This is a genomic window from Polaribacter batillariae (assembly GCF_017498485.1).
In the GTDB taxonomy this organism is placed as follows: Bacteria; Bacteroidota; Bacteroidia; order Flavobacteriales; family Flavobacteriaceae; genus Polaribacter; species Polaribacter batillariae.
This window is the reverse complement of sequence record NZ_CP071795.1, coordinates 13,077-33,783: the sequence shown is the minus strand read 5'-3', so window position 1 is coordinate 33,783 and position 20,707 is coordinate 13,077. Positions and strand designations below refer to the sequence as shown.

Annotated in this window: 12 protein-coding genes; 9 read left to right on the top strand and 3 right to left on the bottom strand. The window is 30.7% G+C overall.

Annotation, left to right across the window (positions count from 1 at the left end; genetic code table 11):
* Positions 1-41: 41 nt before the first annotated feature.
* Together purL and JL193_RS00130 are read left to right on the top strand one after the other, a co-directional pair.
* Positions 42-3,794: a phosphoribosylformylglycinamidine synthase gene (gene purL, locus JL193_RS00135; protein ID WP_207971919.1), complete on the top strand. Its 3,753-nt coding sequence runs from the start codon at positions 42-44 to the stop codon at positions 3,792-3,794.
* Positions 3,795-3,858: 64 nt separating this feature from the next.
* Complete coding sequence (locus JL193_RS00130) at positions 3,859-4,665, top strand: DUF6597 domain-containing transcriptional factor (RefSeq protein ID WP_207971918.1); 807 nt, start codon at positions 3,859-3,861, stop codon at positions 4,663-4,665.
* A gap of 329 nt (positions 4,666-4,994) precedes the next feature.
* Here the strand turns inward: JL193_RS00130 and JL193_RS00125 are convergent, their stop codons facing one another.
* From JL193_RS00125 to JL193_RS00115, 3 genes are all read right to left on the bottom strand, one after another.
* Positions 4,995-7,409: an ABC transporter permease gene (locus JL193_RS00125; RefSeq protein ID WP_207971917.1), complete on the bottom strand. Its 2,415-nt coding sequence runs from the start codon at positions 7,407-7,409 to the stop codon at positions 4,995-4,997.
* Positions 7,410-7,431: 22 nt separating this feature from the next.
* Positions 7,432-8,133, bottom strand: coding sequence for an ABC transporter ATP-binding protein (locus JL193_RS00120; protein ID WP_207971916.1), 702 nt, complete (start codon positions 8,131-8,133; stop codon positions 7,432-7,434).
* Between the two features lie 198 nt (positions 8,134-8,331).
* A complete protein-coding gene (locus JL193_RS00115) occupies positions 8,332-9,576 on the bottom strand; it encodes an efflux RND transporter periplasmic adaptor subunit (protein ID WP_207971915.1) in 1,245 nt (414 codons plus the stop codon).
* Positions 9,577-9,737: 161 nt separating this feature from the next.
* Between JL193_RS00115 and JL193_RS00110 the strand changes: the two genes are divergently transcribed.
* The 7 genes from JL193_RS00110 to JL193_RS17020 all read left to right on the top strand — a co-directional run bounded on the left by JL193_RS00110 (position 9,738) and on the right by JL193_RS17020 (position 20,706).
* A complete protein-coding gene (locus JL193_RS00110) occupies positions 9,738-11,108 on the top strand; it encodes a sigma-54-dependent transcriptional regulator (RefSeq protein ID WP_207971914.1) in 1,371 nt (456 codons plus the stop codon).
* Positions 11,109-12,431, top strand: a complete 1,323-nt coding sequence (locus JL193_RS00105) for a sensor histidine kinase (protein WP_207971913.1) — start codon at positions 11,109-11,111, stop codon at positions 12,429-12,431. It abuts the gene before it with no gap.
* Between the two features lie 61 nt (positions 12,432-12,492).
* A complete protein-coding gene (locus JL193_RS00100) occupies positions 12,493-13,287 on the top strand; it encodes a pentapeptide repeat-containing protein (protein ID WP_207971912.1) in 795 nt (264 codons plus the stop codon).
* Positions 13,288-13,558: 271 nt separating this feature from the next.
* Positions 13,559-15,334, top strand: coding sequence for an AMP-dependent synthetase/ligase (locus JL193_RS00095; protein ID WP_207971911.1), 1,776 nt, complete (start codon positions 13,559-13,561; stop codon positions 15,332-15,334).
* Positions 15,335-15,450: 116 nt separating this feature from the next.
* Positions 15,451-15,606, top strand: a complete 156-nt coding sequence (locus JL193_RS00090) for a hypothetical protein (RefSeq protein WP_207971910.1) — start codon at positions 15,451-15,453, stop codon at positions 15,604-15,606.
* A gap of 329 nt (positions 15,607-15,935) precedes the next feature.
* Entirely contained in the window at positions 15,936-18,125 is a 2,190-nt protein-coding gene (locus JL193_RS00085) for a hypothetical protein (RefSeq protein WP_207971909.1), read from the top strand.
* Positions 18,126-18,129: 4 nt separating this feature from the next.
* Entirely contained in the window at positions 18,130-20,706 is a 2,577-nt protein-coding gene (locus JL193_RS17020; RefSeq protein ID WP_243456797.1) for a deaminase domain-containing protein, read from the top strand.
* The last annotated feature ends 1 nt before the right edge of the window (position 20,707 follow it).

The following is a 20,707-nucleotide window of genomic DNA, read 5'->3' as shown; positions in this document are numbered from 1 at the left end:
ATTAAATTTGTGCCTTACAATGTTACATCAAAACTAAAATAATGATTCATTTCTTTGGAAATACAAACAGTAAAGTATTCGCTGTACAAACCACAAAAAATATCCCTAAAAAAACAATCGATAAATTAACGTGGCTTTTTGGCAATCAACCAAAAATAGAAGAAACCAATTTAGATGCTTTTTTTGTTGGTCCAAGAGCAGCTATGATTACCCCTTGGAGTACAAACGCGGTAGAAATTACTCAAAATATGGGAATTTCAGACATCATTAGAATTGAAGAATTTATAGCTGTTACAGAAGATTTTACGGATTTCGATCCCATGATTTCCGAAAAATTTAAGGGTTTACACCAAGATTCATTTACCATCGACATTCAACCAGAAGCCATTTTAAATATTGATGATATTGCTGCATACAATCAGCAAGAAGGTTTGTCTTTAAGTGACGAAGAAGTTGAATATTTAGAAGGTGTTGCCACAAAAATAGGAAGAAAATTAACAGATTCTGAAGTATTTGGTTTTAGCCAAGTAAATTCAGAACACTGCAGACATAAAATATTTAACGGAACTTTTGTAATAGATGGCGAAGAGCAACCTACTTCGCTATTTAAAATGATTAAGGAAACTTCCAAAAAAAATTCGAATGATATTGTTTCTGCTTATAAAGACAATGTTGCCTTTATAAAAGGACCAAAAGTGGAGCAATTTGCACCAAAAACGGCAGACAAACCAGATTTTTACGAGACAAAAGAATTCGATTCTGTAATTTCATTAAAAGCAGAAACACACAATTTCCCTACAACTGTAGAGCCTTTTAACGGAGCTGCAACTGGTTCTGGAGGAGAAATCAGAGACAGATTGGCTGGCGGAAAAGGCTCATTACCTTTGGCAGGAACAGCCGTGTATATGACTTCTTATTCGAGATTAGAAGAAGACAGGTATTGGGAACACAAATTCAAAGAAAGAGATTGGTTGTACCAAACTCCAATGGATATTTTAATTAAAGCCTCTAATGGAGCATCCGATTTTGGTAATAAATTCGGGCAACCTTTAATTACAGGTTCTGTATTAACGTTTGAACACGAAGAAAATTCATCTTCAAGTGATACTAACCCAAGAAAATTAGGATTTGATAAGGTAATAATGCAAGCTGGTGGAATTGGTTACGGAAAAGCAGACCAAGCTTTAAAAGACACTCCAAAAGAAGGCGATAAAATTGTAATTCTAGGTGGAGAAAACTACAGAATTGGAATGGGTGGTGCTGCAGTTTCTTCTGCAGATACTGGAGAATTTGCATCAGGAATTGAATTAAATGCAGTGCAAAGATCAAACCCAGAAATGCAAAAACGTGCTGCAAACGCAGTTCGTGGCATGGTAGAAAGTGATGAAAACTTTATTGTTTCTATTCACGATCATGGAGCTGGAGGCCATTTAAATTGCTTGTCGGAATTGGTAGAAGACACAGGAGGAAAAATCGATTTAGACAAATTACCTGTTGGAGACCCAACCTTGTCTGCCAAAGAAATTATTGGTAACGAATCTCAAGAAAGAATGGGATTGGTTATTGCCGATAAACATATAGATACGCTACAAAAAATTGCAGCGCGCGAACGTTCGCCAATGTACACTGTAGGCGATGTTACAGGAAATGACAGGTTTACTTTCGAGTCTAAAACTACAGGAGAAAAACCTATGGATTTGGCATTAGAAGACATGTTTGGTTCTTCTCCAAAAACAATTTTGACAGATAAAACTGTCATCAGAAATTATAAAAATCCACGTTACAAAACAAAGAATTTAGAAATCTATCTAAAACAAGTTTTACAGTTAGAAGCCGTGGCTTGTAAAGATTGGTTAACAAATAAAGTCGATAGATGTGTGGGAGGTAAAGTTGCCAAACAACAATGTGTAGGACCTTTACAAATTCCATTGAATAATGTGGGTGTAATGGCTTTAGATTATCATGGAAAAGAAGGCATTGCCACCACAATTGGGCACTCGCCTATTTCTGGTTTAATTCAGCCAGAAGCTGGAAGCAGAAACTCCATTACAGAAGCCTTAACCAATATGATTTGGGCACCATTAAAAGATAATTTAAAAAGTGTTTCTTTATCTGCAAACTGGATGTGGCCTTGTAAAAATGAAGGAGAAGATGCACGTTTGTACAAAGCTGTAAAAGCGGTTTCAGAGTTTTCTATTGATTTAGGAATTAATGTGCCAACAGGAAAAGATTCGCTTTCTATGAAGCAAAAATACCCAGATGGCGAAGTAATTTCTCCAGGAACCGTCATTATTTCTGCTGCTGCAAATTGTAGCGAAATTACCAAAGTTGTAGAGCCTGTTTTACAAGTGGATGGTGGAAACATCTATTACATCAACATTTCGCAAGACGAATATAAATTGGGCGGAAGTTCTTTTAACCAGATTTTAAATGCGATTGGAAATGAAGCACCAGATGTTACCAACCCAAGCTATGTAAAAACTGTTTTTAATACGATTCAAAAATTAATAAAAGACGATAAAATTGTTGCAGGACATGATATTGCTTCTGGTGGATTGATTACCACATTATTAGAAATGTGTTTTGCTGATGTTAATTTAGGTGCCGATTTTAATCTTTCTGAATTAAATGAAGAAGACTCCATAAAGTTATTATTTGCTGAAAATACAGGAATCGTTTTTCAAGCACATGCCTCTGTGGAAGCTATTTTAGAAGAAAAAGGAATTGCAGCTTTTAATATTGGAACAGCAAACAACTCTGGAAAAGTAACCATTAAAAACAACGAAGATACTTTTACTTTTGATGTTGCAGAACTAAGAGATGTTTGGTATAGGACATCTTATTTATTAGATGATAAACAAACTGCAAACGGATTGGCAAAAGATCGTTTTGATAACTACAAAAAACAACCTTTACAATATACTTTTCCAAAGAATTTTACAGGAAAATTAGAAGATGTTATAAATTCTTGTCATTCAGAGCGAAGAGAAACGAAGTCGAAGAATCTCAAAGTAGAAAAGATTTCTCCACAAGGTCGAAATGACAGACCGAAAGCTGCCATCATAAGAGAAAAAGGTTCCAACTCTGAGCGTGAAATGGCAAATGCCATGTATTTAGCTGGTTTCGATGTAAAAGATGTACACATGACCGATTTAATTTCTGGTCGTGAAACGTTAGAAGACATTCAGTTTATTGGTGCTGTTGGTGGTTTTTCCAATTCGGATGTTTTGGGTTCTGCAAAAGGTTGGGCAGGTGCATTTTTATACAACGAAAAAGCCAATAAAGCATTAAAAAACTTCTTTAAAAGAGAAGATACCTTGTCTGTTGGAATTTGTAACGGTTGCCAATTATGGATGGAACTAGAACTCATTAATCCAGAGCATAAAGTGCATGGAAAAATGACGTATAACGATTCTAAAAAGCACGAAAGTTCTTTCACATCAGTAAAAATACAAGAGAATAATTCTGTAATGCTATCAAGTTTAGCTGGAACAAAATTAGGGGTTTGGATTTCTCACGGAGAAGGAAAATTTAGTTTGCCAGAAGCCGAAGAAAACTATAATATTGTTGCAAAATATGGCTATGAAGGTTACCCAAACAACCCAAATGGTTCAGATTTTAACACAGCTATGATGTGCGATAAAACAGGGCGCCATTTAGTAACCATGCCACATATAGAGCGTTCTATTTTCCAATGGAATTGGGCAAATTATCCTGCAGGAAGAAAAGACGAAGTTTCGCCTTGGTTAGAAGCTTTTGTAAATGCTAGAAATTGGATTGAGAATAAAAAATAAAAAATATTAGAAAGTTACGTTTATGTATTTTTTTCATTAACTTAACTTTCTATATTTTTAGTCTATGAAGTTAAAATATTATATAACCGGTAATGCCTCTCACTTAGTAGAAGAATTTTATAATATTTCTTATTCAGAAAAAATTGTTCCTTTAAAATCTATCATCATTCCAATGGGGTTTTCGAGTTTGGCGTTTCCGTATTCTAGCAATCAATATTTTTATCAAAATAAAAAGCGTCGAGATTTTAAGAAGCTTACTTTAGTTGGTCAGTTTTATAAATCTTATGAAATGTGTATCGATTCTCCTGGTTTTTGTTGTGGTATTAGTTTTAAACCTACAACTTTATACAAATTAATCAACTTAGATATTTCTCAATTTACAAATAATTATGTCGATTTTTATTCCGTAAAACCAATTCTCTCTAAAAAATTAGAAGGTTTATTTATTAAATACAAAAATAATTCTGAACAACTATTTAAAGAGTTGGCCAATTTTTTAAACTTATTACCACTTACAGAAAATAAAGACACTATAATTATTGATGGTGTAATCGAAGAAATTCATAAAAAAGAAGGCTTACTTTCTGTATTAGAAATTATGGAAACGGTTCCTTTTTGCCAAAAAACGTTAGAAACTCAATTTAAAAAAATGGTAGGTTTAACTCCAGGGAAGTACATAAGGTTGCGACGTTTTTTAAGTTTGATGAAAAAATACGAGAAAGAACAAATAAATTTAAAAGACCTTATTTATATGTATAATTATTACGATGAATCTCACTTTTCTAAAGATTTTAAGCTTTTTACAAACAAAATTTTTAAGAAATACTTTAAAAAAGATTATTTAATTGTAAAAGAAGCCTTAAAAAAATAGCGATTACGATTATTTACAAGAAACCTACAAAAATTCATTTTATATTTGCTTAAGTTCGTATTTGTTGCAATACTCTAACGCACTATTTTTAATAGTAAAATTGAATGAAAAAGAAATTGTAATTAAATATAAAGAGGCTGTCTCGAAAGTATTAAAATTTGTCATTTCGACGGTAATGGAGAAATCTAATTTATTGAATTTTTAGTATTTTAGATTTTTCGATAACTTCGTTAGCTACTTTCAATCAAAATATATTTTGATTTTAGTAATGCTTAAAATGACATTTAAATTTACTTTTACGACAGCCTCTTTTGTTTTTAAAACTTTGTTTATTCGAACTTTAAATATTTAATTAAATCGATTTTTGTTGAGTTGTAAGCCTTTAAACCAACAACTACAAAAACCAAAACAATTAAAATTATTGGAGTAAATACATAAGGTAGTATGGGCATTTCTACTCTATAAACAAAGTTTTGCAGCCAGTTTTCCATAAAATAATACGCAATAGGTATTAAGATGATTGAAGAAATAACCACCACTTTTAAAAAGTTTTTTAATAACTGAAACATAATTTCTTTTACAGAAGCACCCAATGTTTTTCGAATCGCAACTTCTTTTAAACGCTGCTGAATGGTTAGTGTTGCCAATGCGAATAAACCTAAAAGAGAAATTAAAATTACAAGTATCGATAATATAAGAAACATGGTTTGTTGTTTTTGATATTTCTCATACGTTTTTGCAAAATTTTGGTCTAAAAATTTATAAGAAAAAGGATATTTCGCATCTACATTTTGTTTCCAAAAAGTTTCTATTTCTGCAATGGTTTTATCAATATGATTTCCTTTTATTTTAAATTGAATGGCTGGCATCCATCCATCAGGAAAATCAATAGCAGTCCAAAGTACCATAAACATTGGTTTTATTTCAGTATCAAATCCGTCGAAATGATAATCTTGAATCATTCCAATAACCTCAAAACCAGGTTGATTATCATCTAACCAACCTAAATTTAATTTTTCACCTAAAGGTTTATTATAAATTCCTAAATCTTTTGCGGCAGTTTCGTTAATAATTATTTTTAAAGTATCTGAAGCAAATTTCTCTGAAAAATTCCTTCCTTTTAAAAGCTTAATTTTAGCAAAATCTATATAATTATAATCAACAATATTAGAAGCAGAGTTAAACCTTTTATCGTTAATTTTATGAATTAAAGACGTTCCGTTTACAAAACCATCACCAGGAACAAACATACTTGATGTTACTCCTGTAATGTTTTGGTTTTTTATTAAAACTTCTTTTGTGAGTTTGTATTTTTTATATTCGTTTTTAATATTGTAAACATCGACAGTTAAAACCTGTTCTTTATCGAAACCTAAATCTTTTTGCATCATATAGTTAATTTGATTTCCAATAATTAACATACTAATAATAAAAAAACCAGAGATTAAAAATTGAAGCCCTAACATAAAATTTCTTGCCAAATTTCCTTTTTTACTTTTAGAAAAACTTCCTTTTAAAACTTCAATAGCTTTAAAGTTCGATAAATATAAAGCAGGAATACTACCTACAAAAAGCGATATTAAAATTGAAGCTACAAATAAAGTTATCAAAGAATTTGTATGTAAAATTGAAATTTCTTTGCCAACAAACTGATTGAAAAAGGGCAAGGCTAATTCTACAATTACAAGAGCAATAACAAAAGAAATTAATCCTTGAAAAACAATTTCAAATATATATTGAAACAACAACTGCTTTTTTGATAAGCCCAGTGTTTTTTTAACCCCAACTTCTTTTGCGCGCTGACTCGCAGAAGCCACAGATAAATTAATAAAGTTTACGCAAGAAATAACAATTAATAAGATAGACAAACCTAATAAAACCATTAGCAATTGATAGTTTCCTGTTCCACTTGGTCCAGCTCTTTTGGCTGTATTATGTAAATACATAGTATCTAATTTGTCTAAAAGTACAGTTGGAGGGTGGTATTTTTCGTTAAATTCTTCTAAGGTAACTCCTTCTTCTAAAGCAAATTTTTTATGAACTTTTAAAATAATCTCATCCATTTTTTCTTTTACAAACTCAAGATTAGCATCTTTAGTAATTCTGCAGAACAACTCATTATTATGGTTTCCCCAATTTACTTCAAAATCTTTGCTAAACTGAATTAATAAATCTGGTTCTTGATGAGAATTTTTTGGCAGTTCGTAAACACAAGCAACTATATAATTTGCATCATCTATTTTTACTGAATTGCCTACCGCTTTTTCTCCTTTAAAAATGCGTTTTGCGTATGCTGTAGATAGTGCAATATTGGTTCTAACTTGCGAAAACTTTTGAGTGGAACCTTCTACAATTTTAAAAGGAAAAAAATCGAAAAACTGTGGGTCTGTTAGTATGGTTTTATCGTTAAATTCGAAAACATCGTTATATTGTACTACCCTACTTCTGTAAAAAGGTTTTACCATTAAAGCCTCTGTTACTTCTGGTATTTCTTTTGGATACGTTAAATACATTCCTGTATTTACCGTAAACCAAACTTCGCCAGACTTTGGTTGTTTAAGGTTTACTCGATAAACATCGTCTTTATTAGGGTTCCATTGATTGTAACTTTTTTCTTCATTTAGATATAATAAAATAATTAACAAACCTGCCAAACCCAATGTTAATCCACTAATATTAATTAGTGCATTTAACCAATTTTTCTTACTATTTCTAAAAAATATTTTAAACCAACTTTGTAACATATATTTTCTTTTTTAATGATATTTATTGCACTAAAACATCTACTTTATGCTCGTTTGCTTTTTCTGAAATAATTTCTCCATCTTTTAGCGTTACAATTCTTGATGAAAACTGAGCATCGTAAGACGAGTGTGTTACCATAATAATGGTTGAGCCAGTTGCATGCAATTCTGTTAGCAGTTCCATTACATCGTTTCCACTTTTACTGTCTAAATTTCCTGTTGGTTCGTCTGCTAAAATTAATTTTGGATTGGTAACCAAAGCTCTTGCCACAGCCACTCTTTGTTGTTGCCCACCAGATAATTGTAATGGAAAATGTTTTGCTCTGTGTGCAATGCCAATTCTTTCTAAAATTTCTGTAACACGTTTTTTTCTTTCTGATGCTTTTACTTTGTTATAAATTAATGGCAATTCTACATTTTCATAAACTGTTAACTCATCAATTAAATTAAAGTTTTGAAACACAAAACCAATATTGGCTTTTCTTAATCCTGCTCTTTGTTTTTCGTTGAAAGTAGCTACTTCTGCTCCATCAAAAAGATAGCTTCCATTATTGGGTGCATCTAACAAACCAATAATATTTAAAAGTGTCGATTTTCCACAGCCAGAAGCCCCCATTATAGAAACAAACTCTCCTTTTTTAACCTCTAAACTCAACTTATTTAAAGCTGTTGTTTCTACTTCTTCTGTTCTGTAAATTTTTACTAAATCTGTTATTTTTATCATTTTATTTTGTTTTAAATGTAAAGACACAAAGTTTTTTCGCAAAATATTTTCTTTGAAAATTGGTATCTTTATAATTGTTCTTATTTACTTGAAATTTTAATTTTGTTTTATACCTACGAGGTTTTTAAAACTCTCCACCGCAAACAGCTCACTGCCAACTGCCTACTGCCCACTGCCAACTGCCTACTTGCCCACTGCCTACTGAATATTAATTTCTTCTATATTTTTAAAATCGTCGTAACTCGATGTAATTACTTTATCTCCTTCTTGTAAACCCTCTAAAACTTCGTAATAAAAAGGATTTTCTCTACCAATTTTAATGTTTCTTTTTACGGCTTTATTTTCTCCATTTAAAACAAAAACCCAAGCACCATTGGTACTTTGATAAAACAAACCTTTCGATAATAATAAAGCTTCTGTTTTGCCCGATAAAAATACTTTTGTTTTTAAAGACATTCCTCTTTTTACTTCGTTTAAAATTGAATCTTGTTTAAAATTTAATTCTAATTTAAATTGTCCGCCAACAATTTCCGAAAACACTTTCGACAATTTTACATCGTAGTTTTTTGCATTTAATGAAACTGTACCAGAAATACCTTCATGCAATTTAGAAATGTAGTATTCATCGACATTTGCAACCAATTTATAACCATCTAACACATCCATTTTTCCAATAGATTCTCCTTGGTTATAGCTTTGTCCTAAAATAGGGTTGAATGAAGAAAGCAAACCATCTACAGGCGCTTTTACCACAAAATTCTCTTTGTTTTTATATAACAATTCTAAACTTTTTTCCATATTCGATAAAGAAGCATTTATTCTAGCCAATTGGTTGTCTCTACTTTTTTTCTCGTTAAAAACACTTTGTTTAATTACATCACTTCTTTCTTTTTGAAAAATATATTCTTGTTTTGTTTTTTGATAATCGTTTTTTGCAATTGCCTCTTTTTTATATAAAGTTGAATCTAATTTATATTGCCTGTCTGCATTTCTAAAATCGTTATCGATACTTAGCAGTTGTTGGTCTAAACTTAATTGTTGATTTTTAATACTTACACGCAAGTTTCGCAAATTATTAATTTGCTCTATCATTGCAGTTTCTTGCGTTAAATAATTCAACTCTGCATTAGGGTTATAAACTCTTAAAAGTGCTGTACCTTTTTTAATAGTTTGCCCACTTTCTACAAAAATTTCTGAAACAGACCCACCTTGAATTACATTTACCAATACAGACGTTTTAGGTTCTACTGTACTATTAAATAAAACAACATCTTCGAAATCTCCTTTAATAACTTCACGAATATTAAGAGTATCTCTTTTTAAATTTACTTGTTTTTTTCTAGTCGCATTAATTAAAACAATTACCAATAAAATGGCAGTTGGAATTCCCCATAACAGCATTTTTTTTGTTTTTTTGTGTTTAGGTTTTATTTGTGTATCCATAATTTCTATTTTGTTTGATAATAATGATGCCACAAATATGCCAATGAAAAATAAATTTTAAAATTCTGATTATCAATAAAATAAAAATAAACCCGCAATTTACAGTGTTCAAAAACGAACACATTTTTGTTCATATTCAAACAAAACACTAATTATGTAAGATGAGAAAAAAAGAAGCAACCATTTTAATTGTAGATGACGATGATGATATTCTATTTTCTGCCAGAATTAGTTTAAAAAAATACTTTTCAAAAATAATTACAGAAAATAATCCACAGCATATAAATTCGCATTTAACGAAGAATACTATTGATGTTGTTTTGTTAGATATGAATTATAGAATTGGTTTCGAAGATGGTAAAGAAGGTTTGTATTGGCTAAAAAACATTAAAGAAATTAGCCCAGAAACAACCATTCTTTTAATGACTGCATTTGGAAGCGTAAATTTAGCCGTAAATGCCATTAAAAAAGGTGCCACCGATTTTATTTTAAAACCCTGGGCTACAGAAAAATTATACACCTCTGTAAGTGCGGGTGTAGAATTGTCTCGTTCTAAAAGAAAAAATACACAATTAAAAACCATTCAAGAACAACAAGACAAAGAATTTCATCAAAAAACAGAACATATTATAGGCAATTCTACAGCAATGCAATCTGCCATGAAATTGGTAAAGAAAGTAGCACCAACAGATGCCAATGTTTTAATTTTAGGCGAAAACGGAACAGGAAAATATGTTTTTGCTAAAGAAATTCATTTACAATCTAACAGAAAAAATTACCCATTTATTCATGTAGATTTGGGTTCTTTAAACGAAAACTTATTCGAAAGTGAATTGTTTGGTTATGTAAAAGGCGCTTTTACAGATGCACATAAAGATACTTTAGGAAGATTCGAATTGGCAAAAGGCGGCACTATTTTTTTAGATGAAATAGGAAATTTACCATTGCATTTACAATCTAAATTATTAACTGTAATTCAAAACCGAAAAATTACACGTTTAGGAGAAGGGAAAGAAACAGAAATCGATGCCAGAATTATTTGCGCTACAAATGCGCCAATTCATAAAATGGTAGAAGAAGAAACTTTTAGACAAGATTTATTATTTCGAATAAATACCATTGAATTAAACTTACCTCCTCTTCGTGAAAGAACCAACGATATTAAATTACTAGCAACTCATTTCTTAAAAAAATTAACCCATAAATATCGAAAAAAAATTACCAATTTTACTTCAGATGCTTTAAATGCAATGGAAAAATACCATTGGCCGGGAAATATAAGAGAGATCGAACATATTGTAGAAAGAGCTGTAATTATTACAGATAACGATGCAATCGAAGTTGCTGATTTGCATTTTTCAGCAAAAAAAATTGAGGTAAATTTAACGAACAATTTAAATTTAGAAGAAATCGAAAAAACATTAATACAGCAAGCAATTCAAAAACACCAAGGAAATATTTCTAAAGCCGCAAAAGATTTAGGCATCACAAGAGCTGCTTTGTATAGAAGGTTAGAGAAACATCAACTATAAATGGGAAAACCACAAAATATTCAAATTACAATTCGATTAATTTTACTAATAATTAATGGAGTAATTATTGTTTTTAGTTTTAAAAAAGGCTTTATTGTAAATACAATTGGGCTCTCTCTGCTACTTTTATTTCAGTTTTTTTTATTTACAGAATATTTAAAAAAATTGTTTACAGATATCGAAAAATCGATAGATTGTTTGCTTTTCGATGATTTTTCGAGTACGATTTCTGCTAAAAAAAGAAAGAATCCTCTTCACAATAAAACCGCTTTATTATTAGAAAAACATCGCAAACAAAGTTTATCTAAAACATCTGAGCAACTTATTTTTACAAACATTATAGAAAGTTTAGGAATTGGAATTTTAATTCTAAGGAAAAATGCAAATGGAGAGATTTCTGTTTTTCAAATTAATAAAGCATTTACAAACTTTTTAAAAATCCCTAAATTCTATAACTGGAATTTACTACAAACTAAAATAGGCAAATTATCGACTTTTATTAAAGATTGGAAAGAAATTAGAAATACAATATCTTTAAAAATAAACGATAACAAAGAAAATTTTTTCTTAAAAACCGCTGTAACACAAACCCATGAGTTCGAATACTTAGTGGTTTCTTTAGAAACAATACAGCAATTAATCGATAAAAAAGAAAAAGAAGCTTGGTATAAGTTAATGAATGTAATGTCGCACGAAATTATAAATACCATTACTCCTATTCGTAGTTTGGCAGAAAATTTACATTCTTTAATTCAAGAAGAAAACACAGACGAAGATACTATAGACGAACTTTCGCAAGGTTTAAGCATTATTAAAAGACGTTCGCTTCATTTAACTTCTTTTGTAGATACTTACCGAAAATTAACAGAATTGCCATTGCCAAATAAAAAAGAAATTAGTTTAACAGAAACCATTAAAAATACTTTAGATCTCTATAAACAAGATTTTTTAGCAAAAAAAATCAACTTAATTTTTAATATAAAAGAGAATTATATTCTTAAGGCAGATAAAAATCAAATCGAACAAATTCTCATCAATATAATTTCTAATTGTTTGTATGCACTTGCAGAAACAAACGATCCTGAAATTAAAATTCAACTTTCAAAAGAAAATAATCGATTGCATTTAGAAATTTCCGATAACGGAATTGGTATTTCTAAGGAAATTAAAGAAAACATATTTGTACCCTATTTTACAACTCGTAAAAATGGCTCTGGCATTGGCTTAACACTTACCAAAAGCATTGTAGAAGCACACAAAGGAAGCATTCATTTTAATACTAAAAACGGAAAAACAACATTTATAATTACCTTTATTTTATAAAAATGTCACATTTTAGGTTTTGGGTAGTCCTTTAATAAAACACTTAAAACTAAAAAATACCATGAAACATAAAATTACACTTTTAAGCATTTGTTTATTTTTATTTGCAACTGTAAATTTTGCACAAAAAACAGTAACAGCTTCAAGCATTATGCAAGACATTAAAAACGGCAAATCAATTTCTATTAAAAATGCCACTATTGTGGGGGTTTTAGACTTTACTTATATGGAAGAAGCCTTGGAAAAATTACCAAAAAAGAAAAAAAGAAGTTGGTTTCGTTGGAATTCTGGAAATTCGTCTAACATCATAAAAAAAATGATAGATGTTCGCATTTCATTTGAAAATTGTACATTTAAAAACCATGTACTAGCTTACTTTCCAGATGAAAATTCCGAATACACTTTTATTGCAAGTTTCGAAGACGATGTTCTTTTTAAAAACTGTAATTTCGAAAGAAAAGCAATGTTTAAATATTCTCGCTTCGAAAGAGATTCCGACTTTTCTGGAAGTATTTTCAATGACGATACTACTTTTAAATACGCAAAATTCGAAAAAAGCATAAGCTTCGAAAATACTGTTTTCGACGAATTAGCGACCTTTAAGTACACTAAATTTAATACAAATGTTAGTTTTTCGAATTCAGTTTTTAAAGATTCGGCAACATTTAAATACACAGAATTTAAAAATGGAGTTTCTTTTGTAAACACAAAATTCGAAGAAGACTTAAATATTAAGTACATGACAGTTTCTGGAGATTTTAACATTACAGGAATGGAAGTCGCTTATAACATAGATTCTAAATACACCAAAATAAATGGCAAAAGTTTCGAAAAATACTTAATAAATAAAAAATAGGTATTTCTACCTGTTTTTTATTCACTAAAACTATGTATTTTTGATTAAATTATGGAAATTGATTGGATTAGGGGCCAATCAAAACCATATTACAGCTAGCTTTTTCAAATCCGAAAAAGCTAGTTTCGCTTTTTACACCATTTCCATCAAAATTTAAAAAGTTTTAAAAAACTACATCAAAACCTACAAATTATACACAAAAAGTTAGTCATAAATAGTATTTGTTCAATAGCAGTAATTTTCCTATTTTGCATATTACAAATACACACACATGGCAATAGAAATAAAAAGACTTTTTGATTTTCCTTATTATCAATTAGAAACCTATAATTTAAAAGATGCATTTACCTCTAAATCTAATGGAAGTTGGGTAAAAACATCTTCCAAAGAATATATCGATAATGCAAATAAAATTAGTAGAGGTTTATTGCGATTGGGTGTGCAACCTAACGATAAAATTGCAGTAATTTCTACCACCAATAGAACAGAATGGAATATTTGCGACATTGGTATTTTACAAACAGGCGCGCAAAATGTGCCTATTTACCCAACCATTTCTAAAGAAGATTACGAGTATGTGTTAAATCATTCCGAATCTATTTATTGTTTTGTTTCAGATATGGAAGTGTTAGAAAAAATTAATAAAATTAAAGATAAAACAAGTTTAAAAGCCGTTTATACTTTTGATGATATTGCCAACGAAAAATCTTGGACTGAAGTACTTCAATTAGGAGAAGACACTGCCAACCAAGAAGAATTAGATGCGCGAAAAAACAAGGTAAAAGCAGAAAATTTAGCAACACTAATTTATACCTCTGGTACAACAGGAAAACCCAAAGGGGTAATGCTTTCTCACAACAACATTGTTTCTAATGTTTTAGCCTCTAAAGAAAGAGTTCCTTTAAATTATGGAAACTCAAAAGGATTGAGTTTTTTACCAGTTTGCCATATTTTCGAACGCATGATTTTGTATTTATATCAATATTGTGGAGTTTCTATTTATTTTGCAGAATCTATAGAAAAACTATCGGAAAATGCACAGGAAATAAAACCCAATGTTATGACAGCTGTGCCACGCTTGTATGAGAAAATTTACGATAAAATTATATTAAAAGGCGAAACCCTATCTGGTATTAAAAAAGGCTTGTTCTTTTGGGCTGTAAATTTAGGTTTAAAATACAAACCCAATAGAGAAAATGGTTGGTGGTACGAAAAACAATTAGGTTTGGCAAGAAAGCTTATTTTTTCTAAATGGCAAGCTGCTTTAGGTGGCGAACTAAAATTAATGGTTTCTGGAAGCGCTGCTTTACAGCCAAGATTAACCAGAGTTTTTGCCGCTGCGAATATGCCAATTATGGAAGGTTATGGTTTAACTGAAACTTCGCCAGTTGTATCTGTAAACGACCAAAGAAACAGAGGTTTTAAAGTAGGTACTGTTGGTAAAGTAATTAAAGATGTTGAAGTAAAAATTGCCGAAAACGGAGAAATTTTAGTGAAAGGACCAAACGTAATGATGGGCTATTATAAAGATGAAAAAAAATCTGCTGAAGTTTTAAAAAACGGTTATTTTCATACAGGCGATAAAGGGCAGTTTGATGATGAAGGATTTTTAAGTATTACAGGAAGAACCAAAGAAATGTTTAAAACTTCTGGAGGTAAATATGTGGTTCCGCCATTGCTAGAAGGAGAACTAAAACAATCTTTATTTATAGAACAAATTATGGTTGTTGGTGAAGGCGAAAAAATGCCTGCAGCAATTATACAACCCAATTTCGAATTTATTAAAGATTGGATTGATAAAAAAGAGCATAAAATTGGAAAAACCAATGAAGAAATAATTAGTTCAGAGATTGTTAAAAACAGAATCCAAGAAGAAGTAGATAAATGCAATGCTCATTTTGGAAAGTGGGAACAAATAAAACGTTTCGAATTAACACCAGATGTTTGGTCCATTGATGGTGGGCACCTTACACCTACCATGAAAATGAAACGCGCAATTATAAAAGATATTTACAAAGATTTGTACGATAAAATTTATAGAGAGTAATTTACAAACCTAAAAAGGGTGTAAATCTTTGATTTTTTTTCAAAAAAAAGATGTTTTCTTGAATTGATAAAGAATTTCTTGAAATCAACCATCCTTAAGGCAGAAGAGGTATTTTGATGGTTTCATTTGTAGGTAAAAACCAAATTTTATATTTAGATTCTCGTTTTCAAGGGAATGACAATTACAACGGAAACCCCAATAAAAAGTCTCCATGTTTTATTGTGAATGTCATCCAAAAATTAATAAAGCTTTGTAGATATCCGAATGCTTAATTTCGAGTAGAATCTCTAGCAGCATTTTTCTAAAAAAATGCATCATAAAAGCAAACCGAAACTATACTTTTTGTGAGATAGCACAATGGGTATAGTTTCGGTTTTCCGCTTTTGAGGGTTATTGAAAAGGGATACCTCCCTTTCACAAGTGGGTGTTTATAGTAGGCTATAGAGTTGGCAATGAGCGTAGCGGTTGCAACTTTGTAGACTACAAACACTTACTTGCTACTGAGATATTTATAGCGAATATGTATTTGGTGTTATTTTTAACATTTTTTTAGTAAAAAATTCTCTATTTTTAGAAAAAATTCCATCATTATAATTTAGCTATGACCTTCAGATCAAATAAATTACATCCTCAATCTCATTTCTATATAAACGGAAGTGATTTTACACAATCAGCAGAACAAGCTTTTGGAGCTTTAAATAATACTCAATTCAGAACTACAACCACGATATCCTTTAATGGTAATAAAAACATTTATGCTTTATGTAATGGTACGGTTTTTCTTCAACCACAATCAAACGATTCAAATAAAGTAAACATTATTTTAAGACCCTTTAAACAACCCATAAAAGGGGTTAATATTAAATATATTATTTACAGAGGGCTCAACAAGACTGACTTTATAGATAACGGAAAAATTGCAGGTAGTGAAACAAGTGGATCAGGATTTGTCAGATATATTTGGTCAGAATTCAATAGATTTTATGGTGAAGAAGATAGTGAAACAGTACCTGAGTTTTTAGCGAATTTTATAGGATATCCATTTACATCAGAACAATTATCTCAACAAGATGATTCGCATTTAATAGATCGTTATTTTTTTAAAATCGCTTCTTTTTTTGATGAAGAAGCTACAGAAGAAGACCCAACAACTGCTTATGAATTTCCAGTTGTACCAAGAGGTTTACACTTGGGGTCGGCTACCGAACAAGTAGGAATTGATATAATTTTAAATAATGGGGACTATTTTATTGAAAATGACCCAAACCCATTTCAATTAAACTTGGCTTATGCTCGTTTAGCATCATATACATTAGATACTTCAACTGAATCGACTAATTTTAAAAAGAAATTACTAAAGGAAGTTGCTACTCAATTTATAGACATTGCTGCATTTTATGGCTTACATGCCAATGGAAAGGGGAAATTACATGTAACAAACGATGATGGTAGCGAAACTAAACTCACTGATAAAACCGATATTTATCAAAAGCTTGAAAACTTTGTTACCAAAAACAATTTCTATATATACTTACAATCGAATAGACAACGTTCTTATAATTTCTATCAAAATTACCAACATTCAGATACAAATCTAAATACTATTAAAATTGGAACAGAAGAAGATAATTTGAATGAAGATGTATTTGGTACAAATGAATGGCCGATACATGTTTTTAACCAAACTCAAAATGCTGCTACAGAAAATAACACTATTGTATTTCAGTTAATTACAGACAATCATATTGAAGCAGCATTGTTTTCTCAAATAGGAGAATTGGCATCCGCAAATGAAGAAGGATTTGTTAGGAATGAAAACTTACTCCAACAATCCTCAGAAGATCCAGCGGTTGTAGTTGATACTAATTATACAAAGCCTATTACAATTACAACCCCTGCAATAGGTGAGCATACTATTGCAGCGTTTTCTCAATTGGTTTATGAGGGGAAGCAAATTATACTGCAAGATTATGAAACACAACAACCACTAAATGAAAACCCTGTTGAGCCACAAATTGTTTATCTAAAAGATATTGATGACCTTTTTGGACTTGTAAATGCAATTAGTCTTTTCTCTGTTGTTAATAATACACAGTTACCTATTGTAATTGATGAAAGATTACAGATTATAGATTTTATTGGTGATAATACTATTGTCAATAAAGAGATAGCTGCCATTAAGCTAAAAAAGATAGAAGATAGATTGCAAACTATTAATGATGAAACGTATTTGAATAGGGTTACTTATGAAAGTTCAGTACATGAAATAAAACGTAATACTTCACTATATAAAAGAAATGCATCTGCCAAAATTGGGGGCGTAGTTGGAAATTTTCAAACGTATGAATCTGGAAGAAATAATTTCTACAGATTACAATCGCCTTATTTTTTAAGAACAGAACTATTTACTGATGATGGAAACCTTATAAAAGGATTATTGTTAAAGGTTGAAAATGATGAAGTTCCCACAAAAAAAGTATTAGGTTTAACCAAAGACGAAAATAATCTATTGAAAAACTTATTAGACAATACATTATTGAACCCAAAAATTTATTTTAAGACCGAGCTTTTTGATGAAGAAGAAAGCAATACCTCTAGTGAAGGAGTTAAATACAAACCCTATAAAATTGGAATTATAGCAGAAGATTCATCAGGAAAAATCAACACGTTTTTTCCTGACCAAGATATAAAGGCGTATACTATAGATAACTTCATCTATTTTACCAAAGATTATAGTGAATATCACATTGATGACGTAAGAACAACTATTGATCAATTTTTAACCCTTTAAGAATATGGAAGAAGCGGTAGTATTAGTAACTGGTAAAGTAATAAAAAAGAGTAGTTTAGGTAAAAATCCTGATATTAAATATTTTAATAACGGCACAGTAAAAAGTTTTTCTTTTAATAATAAAAGATACGCTATAATGGCTGACAATGGAGATTGGGACAATGGTTCTCCTTTTTATGGACTCCGTTCAGAATTTATAAAGTACAAAAATATTGAAGATAAAAAAGTACAACGTAGCGAGGTTATAAATTCAGAGTTTCAAAGATTAGAGGGTGTAACTTATGCTCTTGCAAATAATAATGACAATGTATATTTACCTGTTAGAGAACAGATTGTTGAAACTGGAGGCACCTATAAATATTGTACAGGAGTTTTTAATTGGAGTTTTAATGGGGAACATTTTTCTAATTACAGCAATGTTTCTCCGCCTACTGGGGCTTCTCATACTTCGGAAACTGACTGTGGAGTATTAGATAATCAATATTTAGGCTTTTTAAATTCCCATATTGGAAAAGAGAGAATTAATGGTCAAGGGATTACTGAAACAATACAAGGTAATGCTGTTGCTGATATTGCAGAGGTGTTAACCCAACTCAAAAATGATGACCCTGATTTTTATTTCTTGTTAGAGCAAAGAGGATTGTTGCCCGTTTTTCAGCAACAAACCACTTACTTTTCTCAAGATACTGATACGAGTTATATATTTTATGATAATCAGGATTTCAGGAACTATCGAGATTTCTTATTACAATATCAACAATGGTTTGAGGTAAACAGGCAAAGTATCTTTGAAGAAACCCCTGTAAAACAAAAGTTTCTATTAGCTCATATGTTTAATGAAGATGAGTTGCAGATTCTGTCTGTTCCTGAAAAAATAGAATTACTAGAAACTTTTGCTTCTGTTCCATTGCATGATAATTACTTCGGTTGGTTCTTTAGGAGTACACCTTATACAAGAGAGGCTATTGCTGTAAAAGTTATAAAATCAGTAACCGCAGAACAGGCAGAAGAATTTTTAGATTTATTAGTATCTACTAAAATACGTTGGTTTGGAGAACGTAGAGAATTTGACACCATAACCAAAACCTATGTTGTAGTTGCCAATGAGGTAAAATGGTCACTATATAAAGCTTTGTTTTATAGAATAGATGATTTTTTTGGAGCAGATAACTTTACAACTTTTGCTAGTGAAATTAACCGATTAGCTTTAGCAAAAAATGGTATTGTACAAACAGAAAATGGTTTAATTATAAATACTCCTGAGGAACTTCAAAATTTAGTACAATATAGTTTTATTTGGAACAAAAAGTATAATAATGACTTTAAAGGAGAGGTAGAATACTCTTCTGTCACTAGAGAGGATGAAACCTTTACGTTTACCGAAAAAGTATGTACAAGCATCGCTTATACTATTCAAGGTAGTGGACAATACGGACCTTCAAATGTAGTACCTTATTGTTCAGATACTGAAGATACGGAGATTACACTTAATCACTTTGATTTAGTGTCGGTTAGCTACCTTACAAATCCCTCTTTTTTAGATGTATGTGAATATACTGATTGTTCGGGGCAGCATTTTTTGGCATTTGCTGGTTACATAGATTACCTTTTAGAAAAAAAGAATACCAAAACTATTTTTGATGCCACTATGACGGGGATTCAGGTACTGTCTTTGGCATTTGGTGTAGGGCAATTATTAGTGGCTGTCCGTACAGCTAATGTTATAAGAGGTATCATTGGGGCTTATACTATAGTTGCGGATACCTTTTCTCTTACTATAAATACTCCCTCTTTTGATGAGTATATTATGGAGGCTTATCCTGATGATTGGGCAGAATATAAACAAACGCTTAATAAATTTGATATTTTTCTTGGGGTAACGGCGGGGACAGTAGATGTTTTATATGGAGCTTATACAGTTGCTGAAGCTACACGATTTATTGGGGAAGTAGATAATTTATTTAGACATCCTGATAAAGTGGCTACTCTAACAACAGAGCAGGTTAATGGTTTAGCTTTAAAGCGTAAAAGGCTGATGGCTGAACTTTATGTGTTGAGAGGAAATGCATCAACTAATGACATCATAGAGAATCAAATAAGGTTTTGGAGGGATTTTAGAAGTTATAATATACCAACAGCCCGATTAGGAACTACCGCAGAGTTTGAAACTGCTGCACAACGAATTTTTGATTATAGAATAGCTGAGAATTATACTGGAGGTAATTGCGGATATAGAAGCGGTGCTTATACAAAAGATGGAGTAACGACAGAAGTTGATGATGTTATATGGAGGTCTGTTTCTTCAGGAGTTGCAGAACAAGAAATTCATGTCTTTGAATCTTCAATACAAGGTTGGGATAGAATAACAGATTCAGAATTCAGAATGCTAAATGACCTAGCAAGGGTTATGACAAATAATCAAGCGCAACAAGTAGGAGATGTGTTTGAAAACATAACTGGTACTATAAAAATTGTTTCTGAAAGACCATACTGTTCTTCTTGTACAAATGTAGTAGTTCAGTTTAGTGAGATGTTTCCAAATGTTAATATTGTACTTATAAAGGGTACTAGCTTTTTTTAAA

Excerpts from the sequence above, each read along its gene's own strand:
- purL (WP_207971919.1), top strand. The coding sequence starts at position 42 with ATGATTCATTTCTTTGGAAATACAAACAGTAAAGTATTCGCTGTACAA.
- JL193_RS00130 (WP_207971918.1), top strand. The coding sequence starts at position 3,859 with ATGAAGTTAAAATATTATATAACCGGTAATGCCTCTCACTTAGTAGAA.
- JL193_RS00125 (WP_207971917.1), bottom strand. The coding sequence starts at position 7,409 with ATGTTACAAAGTTGGTTTAAAATATTTTTTAGAAATAGTAAGAAAAAT.
- JL193_RS00120 (WP_207971916.1), bottom strand. The coding sequence starts at position 8,133 with ATGATAAAAATAACAGATTTAGTAAAAATTTACAGAACAGAAGAAGTA.
- JL193_RS00115 (WP_207971915.1), bottom strand. The coding sequence starts at position 9,576 with ATGGATACACAAATAAAACCTAAACACAAAAAAACAAAAAAAATGCTG.
- JL193_RS00110 (WP_207971914.1), top strand. The coding sequence starts at position 9,738 with ATGAGAAAAAAAGAAGCAACCATTTTAATTGTAGATGACGATGATGAT.
- JL193_RS00105 (WP_207971913.1), top strand. The coding sequence starts at position 11,109 with ATGGGAAAACCACAAAATATTCAAATTACAATTCGATTAATTTTACTA.
- JL193_RS00100 (WP_207971912.1), top strand. The coding sequence starts at position 12,493 with ATGAAACATAAAATTACACTTTTAAGCATTTGTTTATTTTTATTTGCA.
- JL193_RS00095 (WP_207971911.1), top strand. The coding sequence starts at position 13,559 with ATGGCAATAGAAATAAAAAGACTTTTTGATTTTCCTTATTATCAATTA.
- JL193_RS00090 (WP_207971910.1), top strand. The coding sequence starts at position 15,451 with ATGGTTTCATTTGTAGGTAAAAACCAAATTTTATATTTAGATTCTCGT.
- JL193_RS00085 (WP_207971909.1), top strand. The coding sequence starts at position 15,936 with ATGACCTTCAGATCAAATAAATTACATCCTCAATCTCATTTCTATATA.
- JL193_RS17020 (WP_243456797.1), top strand. The coding sequence starts at position 18,130 with ATGGAAGAAGCGGTAGTATTAGTAACTGGTAAAGTAATAAAAAAGAGT.